The organism is Ruegeria sp. BC1, assembly GCF_056539305.1.
In genome coordinates this window covers 421,120-439,191 of the sequence record NZ_JBQFUT010000001.1, presented here as the reverse complement: position 1 = coordinate 439,191, position 18,072 = coordinate 421,120, and the positions used below count along the sequence as shown (strand labels likewise).

Annotated in this window: 17 protein-coding genes and 1 other RNA gene; 10 read left to right on the top strand and 8 right to left on the bottom strand. The window is 55.3% G+C overall.

The genetic code is table 11. The features are described 5' to 3' along the window. Positions 1-30: 30 nt before the first annotated feature. The 5 genes from ssrA to ACR0IY_RS02115 all read left to right on the top strand — a co-directional run bounded on the left by ssrA (position 31) and on the right by ACR0IY_RS02115 (position 3,658). Positions 31-403: a transfer-messenger RNA gene (ssrA, locus tag ACR0IY_RS02135) on the top strand. 94 nt (positions 404-497) lie between these two features. Continuing rightward, the gene (locus tag ACR0IY_RS02130) at positions 498-929 is read left to right on the top strand and encodes an ester cyclase (RefSeq protein WP_480670206.1); all 432 of its coding nucleotides are present in this window, start codon (positions 498-500) and stop codon (positions 927-929) included. Positions 930-1,057: 128 nt separating this feature from the next. Continuing rightward, positions 1,058-1,873, top strand: a complete 816-nt coding sequence (locus ACR0IY_RS02125) for a chromate resistance protein ChrB domain-containing protein (protein ID WP_480670205.1) — start codon at positions 1,058-1,060, stop codon at positions 1,871-1,873. Next, positions 1,870-3,123, top strand: coding sequence for a chromate efflux transporter (chrA, locus tag ACR0IY_RS02120; protein ID WP_480670204.1), 1,254 nt, complete (start codon positions 1,870-1,872; stop codon positions 3,121-3,123). The genes ACR0IY_RS02125 and chrA overlap by 4 nt, the downstream gene beginning before the upstream one ends. A gap of 76 nt (positions 3,124-3,199) precedes the next feature. Continuing rightward, positions 3,200-3,658, top strand: a complete 459-nt coding sequence (locus ACR0IY_RS02115) for an SspB family protein (protein WP_480670203.1) — start codon at positions 3,200-3,202, stop codon at positions 3,656-3,658. 14 nt (positions 3,659-3,672) lie between these two features. Here ACR0IY_RS02115 and ACR0IY_RS02110 read toward each other — a convergent pair whose 3' ends face one another. Continuing rightward, positions 3,673-4,251, bottom strand: coding sequence for a hypothetical protein (locus tag ACR0IY_RS02110; protein WP_480670202.1), 579 nt, complete (start codon positions 4,249-4,251; stop codon positions 3,673-3,675). Positions 4,252-4,431: 180 nt separating this feature from the next. Between ACR0IY_RS02110 and fumC the strand changes: the two genes are divergently transcribed. From fumC to ACR0IY_RS02090, 4 genes are all read left to right on the top strand, one after another. Beyond that, on the top strand, positions 4,432-5,826 hold the full coding sequence (fumC, locus tag ACR0IY_RS02105) for a class II fumarate hydratase (protein WP_480670201.1): 1,395 nt from the start codon (positions 4,432-4,434) through the stop codon (positions 5,824-5,826). Continuing rightward, positions 5,826-6,002, top strand: a complete 177-nt coding sequence (locus tag ACR0IY_RS02100) for a DUF4169 family protein (RefSeq protein ID WP_480670200.1) — start codon at positions 5,826-5,828, stop codon at positions 6,000-6,002. Before fumC ends, ACR0IY_RS02100 begins: the two co-directional genes overlap by 1 nt. Beyond that, positions 5,999-6,214 carry a ribbon-helix-helix domain-containing protein gene (locus ACR0IY_RS02095; RefSeq protein ID WP_480670199.1) on the top strand — a complete coding sequence of 72 codons (216 nt, stop codon included), beginning with the start codon at positions 5,999-6,001 and terminating at the stop codon, positions 6,212-6,214. The genes ACR0IY_RS02100 and ACR0IY_RS02095 overlap by 4 nt, the downstream gene beginning before the upstream one ends. Before the next feature lie 64 nt (positions 6,215-6,278). Then, positions 6,279-6,881 carry a DNA-3-methyladenine glycosylase I gene (locus ACR0IY_RS02090; protein ID WP_480670198.1) on the top strand — a complete coding sequence of 201 codons (603 nt, stop codon included), beginning with the start codon at positions 6,279-6,281 and terminating at the stop codon, positions 6,879-6,881. A gap of 6 nt (positions 6,882-6,887) precedes the next feature. Here ACR0IY_RS02090 and ACR0IY_RS02085 read toward each other — a convergent pair whose 3' ends face one another. The 4 genes from ACR0IY_RS02085 to ACR0IY_RS02070 all read right to left on the bottom strand — a co-directional run bounded on the left by ACR0IY_RS02085 (position 6,888) and on the right by ACR0IY_RS02070 (position 11,219). After that, positions 6,888-7,769: a fructose bisphosphate aldolase gene (locus tag ACR0IY_RS02085; protein WP_480670197.1), complete on the bottom strand. Its 882-nt coding sequence runs from the start codon at positions 7,767-7,769 to the stop codon at positions 6,888-6,890. Between the two features lie 73 nt (positions 7,770-7,842). Continuing rightward, positions 7,843-9,192, bottom strand: coding sequence for a cytochrome P450 (locus ACR0IY_RS02080; protein ID WP_480670196.1), 1,350 nt, complete (start codon positions 9,190-9,192; stop codon positions 7,843-7,845). Then, positions 9,189-10,403, bottom strand: coding sequence for a hypothetical protein (locus ACR0IY_RS02075; protein WP_480670195.1), 1,215 nt, complete (start codon positions 10,401-10,403; stop codon positions 9,189-9,191). Before ACR0IY_RS02075 ends, ACR0IY_RS02080 begins: the two co-directional genes overlap by 4 nt. Positions 10,404-10,466: 63 nt before the next feature. Continuing rightward, positions 10,467-11,219, bottom strand: coding sequence for a cytochrome c biogenesis CcdA family protein (locus ACR0IY_RS02070; protein ID WP_480670194.1), 753 nt, complete (start codon positions 11,217-11,219; stop codon positions 10,467-10,469). 105 nt (positions 11,220-11,324) lie between these two features. Here ACR0IY_RS02070 and ACR0IY_RS02065 point away from each other — a divergent pair, with 105 nt between their 5' ends. Further along, positions 11,325-11,558 carry a sulfurtransferase TusA family protein gene (locus tag ACR0IY_RS02065; protein WP_480670193.1) on the top strand — a complete coding sequence of 78 codons (234 nt, stop codon included), beginning with the start codon at positions 11,325-11,327 and terminating at the stop codon, positions 11,556-11,558. A 53-nt stretch (positions 11,559-11,611) separates the two neighbouring features. On the opposite strand, the gene ACR0IY_RS02060 is transcribed toward ACR0IY_RS02065, so the two are convergent. The 3 genes from ACR0IY_RS02060 to ACR0IY_RS02050 form a co-directional block, all read right to left on the bottom strand. Further along, complete coding sequence (locus ACR0IY_RS02060) at positions 11,612-14,431, bottom strand: Rne/Rng family ribonuclease (RefSeq protein ID WP_480670192.1); 2,820 nt, start codon at positions 14,429-14,431, stop codon at positions 11,612-11,614. A gap of 509 nt (positions 14,432-14,940) precedes the next feature. Beyond that, positions 14,941-16,275, bottom strand: coding sequence for a sigma-54-dependent transcriptional regulator (locus tag ACR0IY_RS02055; protein WP_480670191.1), 1,335 nt, complete (start codon positions 16,273-16,275; stop codon positions 14,941-14,943). 12 nt (positions 16,276-16,287) lie between these two features. Continuing rightward, entirely contained in the window at positions 16,288-18,066 is a 1,779-nt protein-coding gene (locus ACR0IY_RS02050) for a sensor histidine kinase (protein WP_480670190.1), read from the bottom strand. Positions 18,067-18,072 lie beyond the last annotated feature (6 nt).

Here is an 18,072-nt window from a genome sequence, read left to right as displayed (position 1 = left end):
GTAATTATTGTGCCTGACCGGGAAAATTCCCGGTTTGCATCCCGTCGGTTGCTCACCTATATAAGTAATGTCCTTCGGGACTATGGACATAAACGCGCTCGTAATAAGCGGATCGGACCCGGGGGCGGTACCCGGCGGCTCCACCATATACCTTCTGGAGGTATCCTTCGTTTGGGGAACTCTTTCAGAATCGGGGGGCCGAAATAGGATCGACGAACGTCTAAAGGGGTTAGCTTTGTCTCGGTTGTCTGCCACCGTTACCGGCGAAACTAGTACAATTGCAAACGACAATCGTGCTCCGGTTGCAGTTGCTGCGTAAGCAGTAACAAGACCGAAACTTAAGTCCTTACGCCTAGCCGCGTAAGGCGGGGTTCGCAGGTACCTGGCAACAGAAACCTGCATTTTCCCTAAAATACTCCAGGATAAACTCTGATCGTGTTCAGAGTTTGTTCACTCCTTTTCGCCAAGCTCCGTCTGAAAGGAAAAGGAGTTCGGGGATGTCACACGCAGATATACTCAGAGAATGGTATTCTGAGGTATGGGAGAAGGGTAACACCGACGCCATAGATCAGTATTTTGCGCCCGAAACCACGGCTGAGGGATTGATCCCTGAAATGCAGGTCGGGGTGGAAGACTTCCGCGATCTGGTGATGGCCTTCCGGCACCTTCTTGGGGAAATAAAGGTTGATATTCCAAAGGTTATCGAGGACGGCGACTGGGTTTCCGCGATCCTGCATGTCAGTACAACCCGAGCCGACAATGGTGCGCCGTTGCAAGCGTCGGGCAGCGTGATCGGTAGGATAAAGGATAATCGCGTGGTTGAGGTTTATAACCAGTTCGACTTTATCTCACTGTTCGAACAGTTGGGCCAGTTTCCACAAGACACCCTACCCGTTTGCATGACCGGCCAGCGGTTGGACTGGGCCTGAATCCAGAAGCGCAATCTTGACCCCTTCAGCGCCAACACGTAATCAGTGGCCATGGGGTAAGATTGCGAACGCCCCGTGAGGCGCCAGCCCAAGTTTCGCATGTATCCGCTTGAAACAGGAGACATGCCGTGCCCGCGCCCAACTCTATCACCCCGAAACAGCTACTGCGACTGATCGGAACGCCTCAGGCACCGGTTTTGATCGACATTTGCGTTGATGCTGACTTTGAGGCCGATCCTTACCTTATACCTGGCTCTGTGCGCCGCTCCGCTAAAGACATGGATGGGATCATCGAAACGATTGGTGATCAGGCAGCGGTCGTCATTTGCCAAAAGGGTAAAAAACTCAGTCAGGGCATAGTCTCATGGCTTTGTAGCAAGGGCTGTAAGGCCGAGTATCTGGAAGGTGGAATGTATACTTGGCGTGATCTGCCCGACGCGCCGCGTATCCCAGCTTCGGCCATGCCAAAGCGTATTGATGGTCAGACGCTTTGGGTCACACGTCACCGTCCCAAGATAGACCGCATCGCCTGCCCCTGGCTGATCCGTCGCTTCGTAGATCCGGGCGCGCAGTTCCTGTTCGTTGCGCCATCAGAAGTTGAAGCCGTGGCAGAAATCTTTGGTGCGACACCGTTCGATGTCGAGAACACGTTTTGGTCTCATCGGCAGGACCGCTGTACCTTTGACACCATGCTGGACGAATTTCAGCTGCAATTGCCTGCTTTGGACCGCCTTGCAACAGTCATTCGGGCCGCAGACACAAATCGTCATGATCTGGCACCCGAGGCCGCCGGGTTGCTGGCGGTATCCGTTGGTTTGTCCCGACAGTATCGGGACGATCACCAGAACCTGCAGGCCGGCCTTCACCTTTATGATGCACTTTATCGCTGGGCGCGGGACGGTTTCGATGAGCGGCACGACTGGCCGACGGATCGCAGGTCATGACACCCTCAATCAAAGAACTCTTCCAGGTGTTTGGTCGTATCGGAGTGCTTTCGTTTGGTGGGCCGGCTGCACAAATTTCACTGATGCATCAGGAGCTGGTCGAAAATCGCCCTTGGTTGGACGAACAAACATATCTGAGGGCACTGTCGCTGTGCATGCTCTTACCCGGCCCTGAGGCAATGCAGTTGGCCACCTATGCCGGATGGCGCCTGCGTGGAGTAACCGGAGGGCTGATCGCAGGCGCGATGTTCGTGCTGCCCGGGGCGTTGATCATCGCCATTCTGGTTGGATTGTATGCGGCTTTTGGCAACCTGCCTATGGTTCAGGCAGGCTTTCTTGGCGTTAAAGCAACGGTTATCGTAATCGTGTTGCAGGCGCTCAGGAATCTGTCTCGCAAGGCACTTACGGATACGCACCACCGCGCTATTGCCGTCTTAGGTTTTCTTGCCATCTTTGCGCTGAACCTGCCCTTTCCTTTGATTATTCTAGCTGCGGCACTTTGGGGCTATGTGACCTATGATGGTCAGGCAAAAGTGTCAGATATACCCCCCGCACCCAAAACCACCGGAATGGTCCGCACAGCCGTTCTCTGGCTGGGATTATGGCTGGGCCCCCTATTAATGCTCAGCCTGTCTGGGCAAAAGCTGCTGAGTGATCTGGGGTGGTTTTTTGCCCGTCTTGCAATTGTCACATTCGGCGGAGCCTATGCGGTTCTGGCTTATATGACGCAAACTGTCGTAGAAAAATACCAATGGGTCAGTACGGATCAGATGATCGATGCTTTGGGGCTGGCCGAAACGACTCCGGGGCCGTTGATTTTGGTGACGCAGTTCGTTGCCATGCTGACCGGTCAGATTAGCGGTGGCGCCCCTCTTGCCATTGCTGCGGGCGCAGTCGCGCTGTGGGCGACTTTTGTTCCGTGTTTTCTGTGGATTTTCCTTTCGGCTCCTTATCTGGACCAACTGTCCGCCCGGCCCAGATTGTCCGCCGCCCTGCATGGAATCACCGCCGCAGTTGTGGGTGTGATTCTCAACCTCTCTGTATGGTTCAGTTTGAATGTACTTTTTCAAAATATCCCCCAAAAAACGTGGGGCCCCGTGACCATTCCGTGGTCGGAGCTATCCAGCTTGAATCCGATAGCATTGATCCTTACTGTTTTGGCTGGCGTGTTGATTTTTAAGCTGAAAATCGGAATGGCCACGTCTTTGGTAATCATGGCTGCAATCGGAATGGGATTGCACTTCACTTAAACAATCGGCTCATACCCGGTCTTTCGTTTCCGTTGAAAACCCCTATGCTGAGGGTAACCACTTTTGAGGATGACACATGTCGCAAGACATCGATTATGGGAACCTGATGCACACCGCCATGCGCGGGCTCATCAAGGCTGTTCTGACCAGCGTTGCCGATAACGGCCTGCCAGGAACGCACCACTTTTTTATTACCTTCGACACTCGTCAAGATGGCGTTGAGCTAGCCGATTGGCTGCGCGAGCGGTATCCCGAGGAAATGACCATTGTCATGCAACATTGGTTCGAGAATCTCGAAGTCGGAGACGACGGATTCGCAATCACGTTGAACTTTGGTGACGCGCCAGAACCGCTGTATATCCCCTATGGGGCGATCAAGACCTTCGTGGACCCTTCGGTCGAATTCGGACTGCGCTTTGAAAGCCCGGAAGACGAGGACGAGACGGACACCATCACCGAAGAATCCATTGAGGTAGAAGAGGAAACCGACCACCAAGACGCCGAAGTCGTCTCGCTGGACAGTTTCCGAAAGTAACGGCCCACCGAACCTTACTGTTTTTTCAGAAACGTCTCGACTGAGCGTGATTTCACACCGTTGCTAAAGCGTGAAAATGACAGATCCAGACCGCCCTCGGCCAGAGTTCGGTCAAATTGCTGCAATTCGTAGTCGCCGGTTTCACCGATAAACAGTGAAAACACGGTCAGAGTATCCCCCTCAATCCGCCCCCAGACAAAGGGTTCCCCTCGCATAGGGTCCAAGGGAACCTCGTGCCCGAATACGTTGCGCTTCATCGCAGCCGAATAGACATCGGATCGGTCGGACTGTTTGAAATCAATTGAAAATTTCTGATCCTTGACCCGACCATCCAGCTTATAGGTCGTGGTGGTCCAGCTAACGTTAAACCCGTCCCTCAACTCTTTGATAGAAACGCTCATGTCGCGCGGAATTTCGATTCCGTCATCATCCACCATGTTGGCAGAGCCGACGTAATTGCCGACGAATGGGGCAATATCCGCAGCTTGGGCCGAATGGCTGGAGAACACGGCCCAAAACAGAACACTTAATGAAAAAGCGATAAATTTCAGAGGACGTACGCGATTCAGTTTGCCCACTTTAACCTCCAACATGGTGATCTTCTTATTGTAGCTCAGCCGCCCGCACGTACAACGTGTTTCCCGAGTTAATTCAACACTCCTTCCGCCTATACCTCTGGCGTCCTTAAGTTTAAGGTGCGCGCAACTGGCCGATTGCGTGACGGCATAGTTACGCGTAAACGGCATGCGACAGTATACAAAACGGAGTGACCGATGTCTCAGACCCGCACCGAATCCGACAGCTTTGGCCCGTTGGAGGTTCCTGCTGACAAGTATTGGGGTGCCCAAACCCAGCGTTCGATCATGAACTTTCCAATTGGCTGGGAAAAACAACCCGTCGCCATCGTGCGTGCACTGGGCGTAATCAAAAAGGCCTGTGCAATGGAAAACAAGGCGATCGGCAAGTTGGATGCCACCATTGCGGATGCCATCATTCAAGCCGCTAGTGAAGTGATCGACGGCAAGTTTGACGACAACTTCCCGCTGGTCGTCTGGCAAACCGGTTCTGGCACGCAGTCCAACATGAACTCGAACGAGGTCATCGCGAACCGCGCCATCGAAATTCTGGGCGGCGTGATTGGGTCAAAGGACCCTGTCCACCCGAACGACCATTGCAACATGGGTCAGTCTTCGAACGATACGTTCCCAACCGCCATGCATATTGCCACCGCAATGAGCGTGCGAGATGTTCTGCTGCCCGGTCTGGAAAAATTCGCCGCAGCGCTTGAGAAAAAAGCAAAAGAGTTCTCAGGCATCATCAAGATCGGTCGAACTCATACGCAAGACGCGACACCGCTGACGTTGGAACAGGAATTCGGCGGCTATGCGCATCAAATCCGTCAGGGGATTGCCCGGGTCGAAGCATCGATGCCTGGCATCTATGAACTTGCTCAGGGCGGCACCGCTGTCGGCACCGGTCTAAATACTCACGATGGCTGGGACGAAGCCGTTGCGAAAAATATGGCTGAAATCACCGACCTGCCCTTCGTCACAGCGCCGAACAAGTTCGAGGCACTGGCCGCGCATGACGCCATGGTCTTCCTCTCGGGTGCGTTGGCGACGATTGCGGGCTCTTGCTACAAGATCGCCAACGATATCCGCTTGTTGGGCTCAGGCCCGCGATCCGGTCTGGGCGAGTTGATCCTGCCGGAAAACGAGCCCGGTTCCTCGATCATGCCCGGAAAAGTTAACCCGACGCAGGCGGAAGCCCTGACACAGGTAGCGGCGCATGTGATGGGCAACGACGCCGCCATCAAGTTCGCCGGGTCGCAAGGTCATTTCCAGTTGAACGTCTACAACCCGATGATGTCCTACAATCTACTGCAATCAATTCAGCTGCTTGGCGATGCAACCGACAGCTTTACCGAGAGGATGTTGCTGGGAATTCAGGCCAATGAACCGCGCATCGACAAACTGATGAAGGAATCACTGATGCTGGTAACAGCGCTGGCGCCAACTATCGGGTATGACAATGCTACTACCGTCGCAAAGACGGCGCACAAGAATGGCACGACCCTGAAGGAAGAGGCCATCGCGCTGGGCTTCGTGGACGAAGAGACCTTTGACGCAGTCGTTCGCCCCGAACACATGATTGGCCCCAAAAGCTGATGGGTAAACCGGTTAACCTGAACCGGTATAGAAAGCAAAAAGCGCGGGCCGAGAAGAAGGCCCGCGCTGATCAGAACGCTGTGAAATTCGGGCGCAGTAAGGTCGAAAAGATCGAGACCAAATTCGAGCAAGAAAAGTTGCGTCGCGACGTGGACAATCACGAGCTGGATGAATGAGCGGTCGCCCGGTCAAACGTTCGTTGACCCTAAAGGGGCACCGCACCTCGGTATCCCTTGAGGATGAATTCTGGCAGGCATTCCGCGATATTGCGAAAGAAAAGAATCAAGCAATTAATGCCTTAGCCGCTGAAATTGATGTTCAGCGTGATCCGGAAATTGGGCTTGCATCTGCTATTCGTGTTTTCATTCTGAACTGGTATCGCTCCTGACGCTCGCCCCTTGCAGCGGTCATCACAATGCGCCTATGCTAAAGGGAACAAAAAGGGTACATTTATGAACCAGACTGTTCCAGGCCCCGATGGCCGTCCACGTTGTGCATGGTGCCAATCAGCGCCTGAATTTTTTGACTACCATGACAGTGAATGGGGTTACCCGGTGGGCGATGATCAGCGCCTATTCGAGAAGTTATGTCTAGAGAGCTTTCAGTCCGGCCTCAGTTGGCGCACGATTTTAGCCAAGCGCGAGAACTTTCGAAAAGCGTTTAACCAATTTGATTTCAATGCAGTAGCCGCGTTTAATGAAACAGATGTTGAGCGACTGTTACAGGACGAAGGTATCATCCGTCATCGTGGCAAGATCGAAGCGGTCATTAACAATGCCCGTCGGGTACAAGAACTTGTGGCTGCCGAAGGGTCACTAGCAGCGTATGTATGGCGGTTCGAGGCCGAAAGCCCTCCCGTGCCACAAACCGCGTCAACTTCGCCGGAATCCGTCACGATGTCGAAAGATCTTAAAAAGCGGGGTTGGAAATTTGTGGGGCCAACGACTGTGTTTGCCTTCATGCAGGCAATGGGTTTGGTGAACGATCACGCCCATGGTTGTACCATGCGTGAAAAAGCGGCGCTGTTGCGCCGCGATTTCACCAAACCTGAATAGCGTCGATCAGACCGAGGCGCTGTAAATCTTGTCGATGTTGCCACCCAGAGCCGCATTGAACTCAGCGTCAGATTGCTGCTTGGACAGCCCTTCAGTCAGCGCACGCGAAAAGGACGCGATCATTTTGCCGTTCTGGTTCAGCAGATCACAGGCCTGTGCAGTTGAGTACCCACCCGACAGCGCCACAACGCGCAGAACGCGCGGGTGATCTGCCAGTGCGTCAAACAGGTTCGCCTTGCTGGGGATGGTGAGTTTCAACATCACATTCTGCCCCTCGTCCAGTTGGTCGAGGTTCTTCAGGATTTCGTCCTTCAGAATATCCTCGGCTTCAGCCTTGGTCGCAGAGTTGATATTTACCTCGGGCTCGACAATCGGAACCATGCCCGCAGCAACAACTTCGCGCGCTACATCGAACTGTTGCGCGACCACAGCAGCAATTCCTTCGGCGTTGGCCTCATGGATCACAGACCGTTCTTTCGTTCCGAATACGCCATCCGCTTTGGCCAGCGTCTCGGGTAGCCCGGGGATGGGTTTCATCATCTGAACGCCGTTTGCCTGATCTTCCAAACCTTTGTCGATCTTAAGAAATGGCACAATGCCTTTGACCGACCACAGATAATCAGCAACTTTGCGACCGTCGATCTCTTCGCCCAAGGTGCGTTCGAACAGGATCGCGCCGATCACTTTGTCCTTGGTGAAACCGTCGGCCAGAATGATACGGGCGCGCATCTTCTGGATCTCGCCGAACATTTCCTCGTCCGAGTTGTAGTCCGAGGCTTCAACCCCATAAAGAGCCAGCGCCTTGGGCGTCGAGCCGCCGCTTTGATCCAGGGCTGCAATAAAGCCCGCGCCGTTGGACATCTGTTCGCGCTGTTCTGCTTTGGACATAAGACTTTCCCATTCAACAATGATTCCGCATTTTGCACTCGCATACAGCAAGGTGCGGGGTGATGGTAGTTTGTTAGCGCTCAACCACGCGCAACCAAATTCCGTCTTTGGATCGAACCGTAAGATGCGCGATCGGAACCGGCGCGCGGTCTTTCACAAGCTCAAACCGAAAGTGTCGCAAAAGTGAGGACAACAGCAATGGCCCCTCGACCATGGCGAACCCGGCACCGGTACACACACGCGGACCTACGGAAAACGGAATATACGCCTGTCGCTGACAGGTTTTGCCGTTTTCGGTGTGCCAGCGCGTCGGATCAAACTCATCCGGGCGATCCCAAAGCCGTTCTTGGCGATGCAGATGCCAGGGGCTGATAACAATCTGAGATCCTTGCGAAACATCCCTGTCCCGAAAGGTTTCTGAACAAGTCGCCTCGCGTACCATCATTGGCACCGGAGGGTACAGACGCAGTGCTTCGCGAAACACATCCCGGCTGAGTTTCAATTTGGACATCACACCGAATGCCGGCTCGTCCAGCGCCTGAGCTTCCGCGCTTAGCGTTTCCTGCCAGTCGGGGTACAAGGCCATCAGGTACAGCGTCCACGCCAGCGCCGACGCGCTGGTTTCGTGACCCGCCAGAAAGAAAATAGCCACCTGATCTACCATTTCCTGCGCATCGAAACACTGTCCGGTTTCCGGATCCGGCGTGGTCATGATCTTTGTGGCCAGATCATCGGGCGCCTGCCCCTGGTCGATCAGTCTAGCCCGCTCAGACGTCAGATGAGAAATCAAAGACCGAATCTCACGTGCGTTCCTGCGTGTGTTCCGCGCGTGCAGGCGCGGTATCCAATTGGGAATCGGAACAAACGCCGCCAAATTCAACAAAGGCTGCTGTCGCTGGTAAGCGCGAAACTTGTCAAACACCTGCGCGGCAACCTCATTTTCGATTGGAACCGAGAACAGGGTTCGGAAAATCACATCTGCCGCGGCGTGGCTGGTGACCTCTTCACACTCGATCACTGTGCCAGACTGCTGCCGAAGACGTTCAACACAGGCCTCAGCTGCCGTAAGCATCGCCGGGAATGTGTCTTTCAACCTCCCGCCTTCAAAAGCCGGGTCGATAATGCGGCGCTGTCGCTTCCATGTTTCCCCGTTGGTCAAAAAGACCGAGTTGCCCAGCAATGGCCGCAACCCTTCACTGATGCGGCCCGACTTAGGAAAGTCATCCGGGCGCTGCTTGAGGACGGTATCGACAAGCTCGGGCTGGTTGATCATGTAGGACCTGAAGAATGGCGTGCGAAACTCGGCCATCCAAGCGCGATAGAGCCGTTGCGGTTGTGCCGACAAAAGATCTTTGCGGAACAGTTTAAGATATCGCCACAGCGAAACCTTGTCGGGGCGTGGCGATGGCTTTGGCGGCATCATGTCAGGACTGACCTGTATTTTGAGACCGGACTGTCGATACGCGATTTTGATGGTGCACGTCCCTCGAACCTCTGGCGTAGTGTCTGGGGGCCTGCCGTAATTCGAAAATAATCGTAGAACCCCGGCCGATCAAAGGCGCACAGATATTGGAAGTGTAAACGAAAAAACCGCCAGCGAAGTTCTTGCCAACGCTCGGGCGACAGGGTTTGCGTAAAGGCAGCTGACAGAACCAATGGCCAGCGTGTCTGTTCCGTCGCTACTCCGCTGACACCGACCGGATCGCAAAGGGCAAATGCACACCCGTCCCCCGGAGCGGATATATCAACCCAGGTTAATTCCTCCTGAGATGACAAAAATTGCAGATCGGCGCGCAGCGATTGCGCCTCGGGCAAAAACGAAACCATGGGGACTACTTGGCCCAATGTTAAAAAAGACAGCGTCGGGTGTGGTTCGGTCAGCCCTCCCTCGCGGATCAAATCCGCCAACACCGTAACCCCCAGATGCGCGCCCGAGGAATGTCCGACGACCAGAACCTCATCAACGTCCATCTTAAGAGCACCCCGAATATGTGCCGTAAACTCTGCCAGACGGTTCCTTAGCGCGGGTGGTATCGCGCCGTTCAGCGCCGCGGAATAAGCGTAGTCGTGCATCAGGTAGTAGGCAAACAGGCGGTTGTCTATTTTGCGGAACCAATGCAGCAAGGCATAAGCGGCAGCAACAGCCGGTACCAGAGACGCCCAGCCCGCCAACGGCCATAGCAACGCAACCATCATCCACGCCACGATCAAGGCCACGCCCAACTGGACGACCAACATTCCAACAGGATAAAGCGCTGCGATCACCGGCCCCTTACGCAGACGCATCAAACGCCAAAGAACCCCGGAACCAATATAGGTCCACGCTGTTTGCAAAAGCTGCAGATAAGTCGCCGGGATCGAATTCGACATGCTGTCCCGCACGATTTCCGACCAGACAAGGACATCGATGTCGGCCTCAGCCTCAACCCCATCCTGTCGGGACTGAACCTTCCAGCCATACAGCCCTTTACCCGATTTCGGAGAGATTTCGATATCGTACCCGGAAATCGCAGCCTGTGCCTGGCTTTCCTTGCGGTACAGCTCACGATATCGGCGCGGATGAATCGGATCGTAGCCGGGTATGTAGAACACCCGGCGCCTGCGCACCTGAGGCTGATTAGTGTGACTGCTCATGGCCTTACCTTCTACCACGCAGGTTAGCGCAGCCTTACCGTCAAGGTAAGCCGGATCGGCACGTTATCCGAAATTAGCCAGCGACGGGAAGGTCTCCAGCAACCACCAGCTGAATTCGGTGAACAGGCCAGTGATCAGCATGATACCAACGAACAGCAGCAGACCGCCCATCACTTTCTCGATCGTTGCCATATGGGGTTTGAGCCGGTTCATCACGGACATCGACCGGTTCAAGAACATGGCTGCCAGTAAGAACGGTATCCCAAGCCCTGCTGCATAGACCCCCAGCAACAGCGTACCACGCGCCACCGAAGCTTCGGATGCCGCCAAGGACAGGATCGCCCCTAGCTGGGGTCCAATGCAAGGCGTCCATCCAAAGGCAAAGGCGAGGCCTAGTATATATGCCCCGAAGACAGACCCGCCCGAATCTCCGGTTTCGATACGCGCCTCGCGGTCCAGAAAGGGAATGCGGAAGACATTCAGAAAATGCAGGCCAAAGACGATGACCACCGCGCCGGATAGTTTGGCAAACAGCACCTGGTTTTGCAGTACAAACGCCCCAAAGGCCGAAGCGGTGAACCCCAACAACAAGAACACCGTCGATAGGCCCAAAACAAAGAACAGCGCGGCCAGCGTTGCTTTGCGCCGGGCCTGTGCCTCGTCCTTCATTTCGTTGATCGTCACACCGCTCATATAAGCGAGATATGGTGGAACGATGGGCAAAACGCAGGGAGAAAGAAAACTGATCAACCCGCCTAGCATCGCGATGAACATGGCGGGAAGCAGGCCCGCGTCTATGATGTCAATTCCGAACATAATTCAGCACATATGGTATCAAATCAGCCGCGTCACCGGGCCATTCGGTCACATCCTCGTGCTTGGACGCTGGACAGCCCGATAAAGTGGAAATATCTGAACACCATGTCACACCCTACCGAAACCCTGGACGCACTGGGACTTTTGTGCCCCTTGCCAGTTCTAAAAGCCAGAAAACGCCTTAAGTCCATGCCCGAAGGGGCGGTACTTCGCGTTTTGGCGGACGATCCCGCAGCTGTTATTGATGTTCCACATTTCTGCGCCGAAAGCGGACACAATCTGTTGTCCCAAGACGATGTGGATGGGCACCAAGTCTATCTGATTCAAAAAACGGGATGAGGCCGTTTCTTACCCATTAGAAAAAAAGGCGGGCCTAAGCCCGCCATTTTTGATTACTGACCTAAGGACCACCAACCGCGCCGTTTCGGCTTGTTGGGCTGTTCGGGTTCTTCGGCCACAGCCTCCAGAACCGGCTCCGGCGTTTCCTCAACGGATTCTGCTGGTGCCAACTCAACCTCTGTCGGTTCCACTGTCTCAGCGACGTCCTCAACCGCTGGCTCAGCAGTCTCATCTGTTTCAGACAGGCTGGCATCATCTGCAGACTGTTCCGAAGCCGTTTCTACGGAAGCCGTGTTTTCTGAGGCCTCTACGGGGGTCGGTTCAGTTGCCGCTTCTACAGGGGCAATCTCGGCTTGCTCAACAGGCTCTGATTGAGCCGTTTCCTCAGCCTTAACAACCTCTTCCGCATCCTTCTTTTTGGATCGTGGGGCTCGGGTGCGCTTTGGCTTCGCGGTTTTCTTTTCCTTAATGGTGTCTTCCGCTTCAGGCTCAGGCGCTGATTCCTCGCTTGCTTCAGGGGAATCATCATTATCCTCTGCCTGGGTTTCAGGCGCTTCGCCCGAGTTACCCGATTTTTTCCGACGACGACGACGGCGCTTGCGCTTGGGTTTAGTTTCCTCGTCCGCCTGTACAGCGTCGTCAGAATCCGTCTCTTCCTCACCCGCGTCGACAAGATCCATCAGCGTCGCGTCCACTGAAACGACGGGGGCGCTTGCCTCGGGCACATTGCGACTTGCGGTTTTGAACTTCTCCATCGAGAAATCAGGGCTGACCAGATGCACGTCACCCTCAACGCGAACCGACAATCCATAGCGCGCTTCGATCTGGGCAATATGCTCGCGTTTCTGGTTCATCAGGAAGTTGGCAATGCTGACCGGACAGCGCACCAAAACCTCGCGCGAGCGGCGACGGGTACCTTCCTCTTCGATCTGACGCAGGATAGTCAGCGCCATGTTATCATCCGACCGGATCAGACCAGTACCATGACAGGACGGGCACGGTTGCGTCGTCGCCTCAAGCATACCAGGGCGCAAACGCTGGCGGCTCATCTCCATCAGACCAAAGCCGGAAATCCGACCCACTTGAATTCGCGCGCGATCTGTTTTCAACCGTTCCTTCAGGCGCTTCTCAACGGCCGAGTTGTTCTTGCGCTCGTCCATATCGATAAAGTCGATGACGATCAGCCCCGCCAAGTCGCGCAGACGTAGCTGGCGCGCCACTTCCTCGGCTGCTTCAAGGTTGGTCTTGAGTGCGGTTTCCTCAATCGAGCCTTCCTTAGTCGCCCGGCCCGAGTTTACGTCGATGGCCACGAGCGCTTCGGTCACACCGATCACGATGTATCCACCGGATTTCAGCTGCACCGTCGGGTTGAACATCCCAGTCAGGTAGCTTTCTACCTGATAGCGCGCGAAAAGCGGCAGTGCGTCCTCATACCGTTTCACGTTTTTGGCATGAGACGGCATGATCATCTTCATAAAGTCTTTGGCGATGCGATACCCGCCCTCGCCCTCGACCAGTACTTCGTCGATGTCGCGATTATATAGGTCGCGGATCGAGCGTTTGATCAGGTCGCCTTCTTCATAGATTTTCGCTGGCGCAATGGATTGCAGAGTCAGTGCCCTGATCTGTTCCCACATGCGCTGAAGGTATTCATAGTCACGCTTTATCTCAGATTTCGTACGCTTGGCGCCTGCGGTCCGAATGATCAAACCCGCGCCCGTCGGCACATCGATTTCAGCAGCGATTTCCTTGAGTTTCTTACGGTCAGGCGCGTTGGTGATCTTACGGCTGATCCCGCCGCCACGCGCCGTGTTGGGCATCAGAACGCAATAACGACCTGCCAGAGACAGATATGTGGTCAGAGCTGCACCCTTGTTGCCGCGTTCTTCTTTTACCACCTGCACAAGCAGAACTTGGCGAACTTTGATGACTTCCTGAATTTTGTACCGGCGCGGGCGTGGCTTGCGCGGTGGACGAATGTCGTCGCTGTCATCTTCGTCAGCAACTGATTCAATGCTCTCGTCCTTTGCGGACGCATCCGAGCGGGATTCTTCCGCCACGTTGTCGGAATCGCCCTTTCTTTCGTCCTCCGCAACGGAACCCTCTTCCGGGGTCTCTTCGGCAGAGCCTTCTTCTTCCGCCGGAGTGTCAGAACCGCCTTCGGCTGGCGCATCCTGCGTTTCAGTCGCTTCGGGCTCAGCCTCGTCCGCTTCCGCTTTCAAATCCTCAGCCGCTTCCGAAGCAGGTTCGCCTTTGTCTTCGGCAACATCTTCATCCGCTGTGGCACTCTCGGCTTGCTGATCAAGCGCATCAGAGCCTTCAGCCTCTTCCGCCTCGTCGGCGGGCTCTTCTACCGGAGTTTCAGCAACGTGATCCATTGGGGAAGTGCCTTCAGGCACAGACAGATCGGCCCCCTCTTCGCCTTCATCCAGGTCGATCGTCTCCATTCCGGTGGGTTCAGATGACACCTCGATGGATTCCACAACGTCGTCGGATTTCACATCAGCAGCCTTGGTACGCGACCGAGACCGGCGCTTTTTGGGCTTTGATTCCTCAGCCTCATCCCGCGCCTTCATCGCCTCAGCATAAGCGCGCTCTTCTTCCATCAGCGCTTCGCGATCAGCGACCGGGATCTGGTAATAATCGGGGTGAATCTCCGAAAACGCCAGAAACCCGTGGCGGTTGCCGCCGTAATCGACAAAGGCCGCCTGAAGGGACGGCTCAACCCGTGTTACTTTTGCAAGATAGATGTTGCCGGCAAGCTGGCGTTTGTTTTCGGATTCAAAGTCAAATTCCTCAACCTTGTTTCCGTCGACCACCACGACGCGGGTTTCCTCCGCGTGGGTGGCATCGATAAGCATTTTCTTAGCCATGTGTCCTTGGTGCACCGCGCCAAACGCGTTGTCCTTACCCGTCCGGGGGGACAGGCGCTTTTGGGGTGGTGTCTTGTGAGGGCGATATCGGACGGCGCGCGGCAGGGTCTGGCGCTATGGCCCCCTGCCCGTATAGTCAATCGTTGCGCGCGCATCATCGCGGTTCTTCTCCGACAGGCGCGGAGTGCCGTCACCTGCCCATTTATTCCTTTCACCCACTCAGGTGGGCTCAGGCGTTCTAGTGCCCCGTTCGAGGCATAATCGGTCTGCGTCGCCCTGTGGGAAGGTTCTCCACCTGTGGCGTCGCAGCGAAACTCAAAGATTCGGGGCTTATAGGTACAAAAATGGCCCTGCCCGTTCCGACACAATAAAAGCAGTCCTGTGGAAAAGACAATGGGCAAACTGAAATACCCCACGTCTACGCCGCAGGATCGCTTCATCTGACCATAAATATCACCGGAGTGGATTGAGCCGAAGGCACAAGAGGGGGCGGACCCCCTCTCCGATCCTCACAAATAGTCCGACCGCTGCAAGCCGTATTTTGCCATCTTTTCATTCAAAGTCCGGCGCGGCAGACACAATTCTTCCATCACCGAAGCAATCGAGCCTTTATGACGGCGCATCGTATTGTCGATTAGCATCCGCTCGAACGCTTCAACATACTCTTTGAGAGGCTTGCCTTCTGTGGTCATCACGGGTTGCATTTCTTCGTGATCGGACATCAGAAGCGACGCGATCGTCCCTGATCCACGGCGTGATTGCAGCACCGCGCGCTCGGCAATGTTGATCAACTGACGTACATTTCCGGGCCATGGGGCCTGTAGCAACTGCGCGGCCTCCTGCGCACTGACCTTGGGCGCTTCACACCCATATTCCTCAGCAAACTGCTCGCTAAGACGGGTGAACAATGTCAGAATATCCTCCCCGCGCTGACGCAGAGGCGGCATGGTAATACGCAGTGCAGCCAGACGATAGAACAGGTCCGGGCGCAGAACATCTTCGCTTGTCTTTCCGGCCTCTTGCAGGTTGGAAATAGCAACGATCCGTGTTTCAGCCGGAGTTCCCTGATCATTCATCACACTCAGCAGCCGCGCCTGAAGCGTATCGCTCAATGCTTCGACATCCTCTAACACCAGTGTGCCGCCCCGTGCTTCTTCGATGGCCGGCAGTTGCGCATCTTCGGGCATCATCGGACCGAACAGGCGTTTGGACAGCGCTTCCTCCTCCAGCGCCGCACAGGACACCAGAACGAATTTCTTACCCGCGCGACTGCCAACGGCGTGCAAGGCGTGGGCGACCAAAGTCTTACCCGTACCGGTCTCACCGTCGATCAGTACATGACCGTCGGCTTGCCCCAGATCGAGAATATCTTCGCGTAGCCGCTCCATGACTGGGCTGGCGCCGATTAGCTTGTTCATGATCTGCGTTCCGCCGGACAGCTCACGCCGCAGCGCACGATTGTCCAAGGTAAGCCGTCGCGCGTTGCTGGCCCGTTTGGCCAATTCTGACATGCGGTCCGGGTTGAACGGCTTTTCAAGGAAATCAAATGCGCCGACGCGCATCGCTTCAACAGCCATCGGCACATCACCATGACCGGTGATCATGATGACCGGAAGGGTGCTGTCCGCACCCATCAGCTTTTTCAAAAGCTGAATGCCATCCATTCCAGGCATCTTGATGTCTGAAATAACGATCCCCGGATATTCCGGTCCCAACACCTTCAACGCGTCCTCGGCGCTGGCGAAAGTTTCGGTGTCGTATCCCGACAATGCCAGCCACTGGCTGATCGACTGGCGCATGTCCTGTTCGTCATCCACAATGGCTATTTTCATGGCCTGTGCCATAGTCATTCCTCGTTATTCAGCGGCCTCTAGGCCGTCGCTTCCCAATATGGGCAATTGCATCTCAAACACCGCGCCGCCGTGCTGGCTGTTGCGCGCGGTCAGCCGTCCCCCGTGGTCGTTCACGATACCGGAAGAGATGGCAAGCCCCAACCCAACCCCATCACCGGGCTGTTTAGTAGTGTAGAAGGGTTCGAACAGGTTTTCGATGTCTTCGATTCCATGGCCATTGTCGCGCACGGTCAGGACCGCCATATCCCCGGCCGCCAGGATGATTTCGACATCCGGCTCTGATACAGATTTGGTGGCGTCCAGGGCGTTGCGCAAGAGGTTCACCATAACCTGTTCGATCCGCATCCGGTCACCCATCACTATAACAGGTTCTTCAGGCAATATCTGAGTTATCTTAACGTGCCGCTGCCGCAGCTGCGGCTCCATCATCGATAGGCTGGATGCCAGCGCTTCGCCAAGATTTACAGGGGAAAACGCGTCTGCCCCCTTGCGCGCATATGATTTGAGCTGCCGGGTAATTGCGCCCATTCGTTCAATCAGGCCGTCGATCCGACCAAAGCTCGCCAGTGCTTCTTCGGGGCGATTTCTACGCAACAACAAACGCGCGCCCGCCAGATAAGTTTTCATTGCAGCCAACGGTTGATTCAATTCATGGCTCACGGCTGCGGACATCTCACCCAGAGCCGCTAGTTTCGAGCTCTGAGCCAGCGTCTGCTCGGCAACTTCCAGAGTTTTTTCAACCCGTTCCCGTTCAGCGATTTCCCGCTGTAGACGTGTGTTCAATGCGCGAAGCTCTGCCGACTCGCGCTGAAACAAAGCCATCCGCAACGTGGCCCTGCGGCTGAGCGCGTAGAAGGCCAGAGCAAGAAGAATCGCAAACCCCATGATCTCAAGCGCGAGAACGCTGTTCACTTTTTCACGGATCGAGGCATATGTGGTGAACGACGTCATCTGCCAACCTCGGAACGGAATGCGCGTTTCCATCCGCATCACCGCCTCGCCCTGAAAATAGGCGTCTGGTGGCAATGCCGTCCAGTCGGTCGTTGCCCGGATGGCCCGCTGGATGGCGCCTTCAGGCGGCTGGCGCAGCATGGCGCCACTTTCCTCTAGACCCCGCCATTGCGGTTCGGTCGATAGAATAATGGTGCCGGTGCTATCAGCAACCATCACCGCATCAGAAATCCCCGCCCAGGCGCGTTCAAACTTCTGAAGATCCACCTCAACAACGATAACGCCCAGAATATCGGAATTGGCCTCCATTCGGCGGGAATAGACAAAGCTATACCCCCCAGCTTCTTTTTGGATGACCGTAAAAACAGTAGCGTTCGACCGTATTGCATCGAAAAAATACGGGGAACCACGGTGCGCTTCGCCCAGACGGTTCCGGTCAGTAGCCGCGACTGAGCGCCCATCCCGATCCAGCAGCATCAATGACGCAGCACCAATCTCTTCGACAAAAGAAATCAGGCGCTGTGTGGACAAAGAATAGTCACTTGATTGAAGCGCTGAAATCAAAGTTGGATCGCGCGCCAATAGCTGAGGCACAATCGCATTTCTGCGCAACTCACTCAGCAGGTTGCCGGAATACAAGGCCAGACGCAACTCGGCCCGGTTGCGCGTGGATTCAGTAAACCGGTCCGTCAGTAAACGGTTGGTGATCCAGACCGTCGCGACAGTCGCCACGAGCAGTATCAAAACAGCCACGCGCAGGCGCCACCCAAGGGGCGCGCCGCGCAACGGTTTTGTCAGATTGGACCAAACAGAGCGTTCATCGGAACTCATTCCGGG

What these genes read in the sequence shown, in the direction of transcription:
- ACR0IY_RS02075 (WP_480670195.1), bottom strand. Translation starts at nt 10,403, where the DNA reads ATGAGCAGTCACACTAATCAGCCTCAGGTGCGCAGGCGCCGGGTGTTC.
- ACR0IY_RS02090 (WP_480670198.1), top strand. Translation starts at nt 6,279, where the DNA reads ATGAACCAGACTGTTCCAGGCCCCGATGGCCGTCCACGTTGTGCATGG.
- ACR0IY_RS02060 (WP_480670192.1), bottom strand. Translation starts at nt 14,431, where the DNA reads ATGGCTAAGAAAATGCTTATCGATGCCACCCACGCGGAGGAAACCCGC.
- ACR0IY_RS02100 (WP_480670200.1), top strand. Translation starts at nt 5,826, where the DNA reads ATGGGTAAACCGGTTAACCTGAACCGGTATAGAAAGCAAAAAGCGCGG.
- ACR0IY_RS02055 (WP_480670191.1), bottom strand. Translation starts at nt 16,275, where the DNA reads ATGGCACAGGCCATGAAAATAGCCATTGTGGATGACGAACAGGACATG.
- ACR0IY_RS02065 (WP_480670193.1), top strand. Translation starts at nt 11,325, where the DNA reads ATGTCACACCCTACCGAAACCCTGGACGCACTGGGACTTTTGTGCCCC.
- fumC (WP_480670201.1), top strand. Translation starts at nt 4,432, where the DNA reads ATGTCTCAGACCCGCACCGAATCCGACAGCTTTGGCCCGTTGGAGGTT.
- ACR0IY_RS02130 (WP_480670206.1), top strand. Translation starts at nt 498, where the DNA reads ATGTCACACGCAGATATACTCAGAGAATGGTATTCTGAGGTATGGGAG.
- ACR0IY_RS02115 (WP_480670203.1), top strand. Translation starts at nt 3,200, where the DNA reads ATGTCGCAAGACATCGATTATGGGAACCTGATGCACACCGCCATGCGC.
- ACR0IY_RS02095 (WP_480670199.1), top strand. Translation starts at nt 5,999, where the DNA reads ATGAGCGGTCGCCCGGTCAAACGTTCGTTGACCCTAAAGGGGCACCGC.
- ACR0IY_RS02070 (WP_480670194.1), bottom strand. Translation starts at nt 11,219, where the DNA reads ATGTTCGGAATTGACATCATAGACGCGGGCCTGCTTCCCGCCATGTTC.
- ACR0IY_RS02085 (WP_480670197.1), bottom strand. Translation starts at nt 7,769, where the DNA reads ATGTCCAAAGCAGAACAGCGCGAACAGATGTCCAACGGCGCGGGCTTT.
- chrA (WP_480670204.1), top strand. Translation starts at nt 1,870, where the DNA reads ATGACACCCTCAATCAAAGAACTCTTCCAGGTGTTTGGTCGTATCGGA.
- ACR0IY_RS02050 (WP_480670190.1), bottom strand. Translation starts at nt 18,066, where the DNA reads ATGAGTTCCGATGAACGCTCTGTTTGGTCCAATCTGACAAAACCGTTG.
- ACR0IY_RS02110 (WP_480670202.1), bottom strand. Translation starts at nt 4,251, where the DNA reads ATGTTGGAGGTTAAAGTGGGCAAACTGAATCGCGTACGTCCTCTGAAA.
- ACR0IY_RS02080 (WP_480670196.1), bottom strand. Translation starts at nt 9,192, where the DNA reads ATGATGCCGCCAAAGCCATCGCCACGCCCCGACAAGGTTTCGCTGTGG.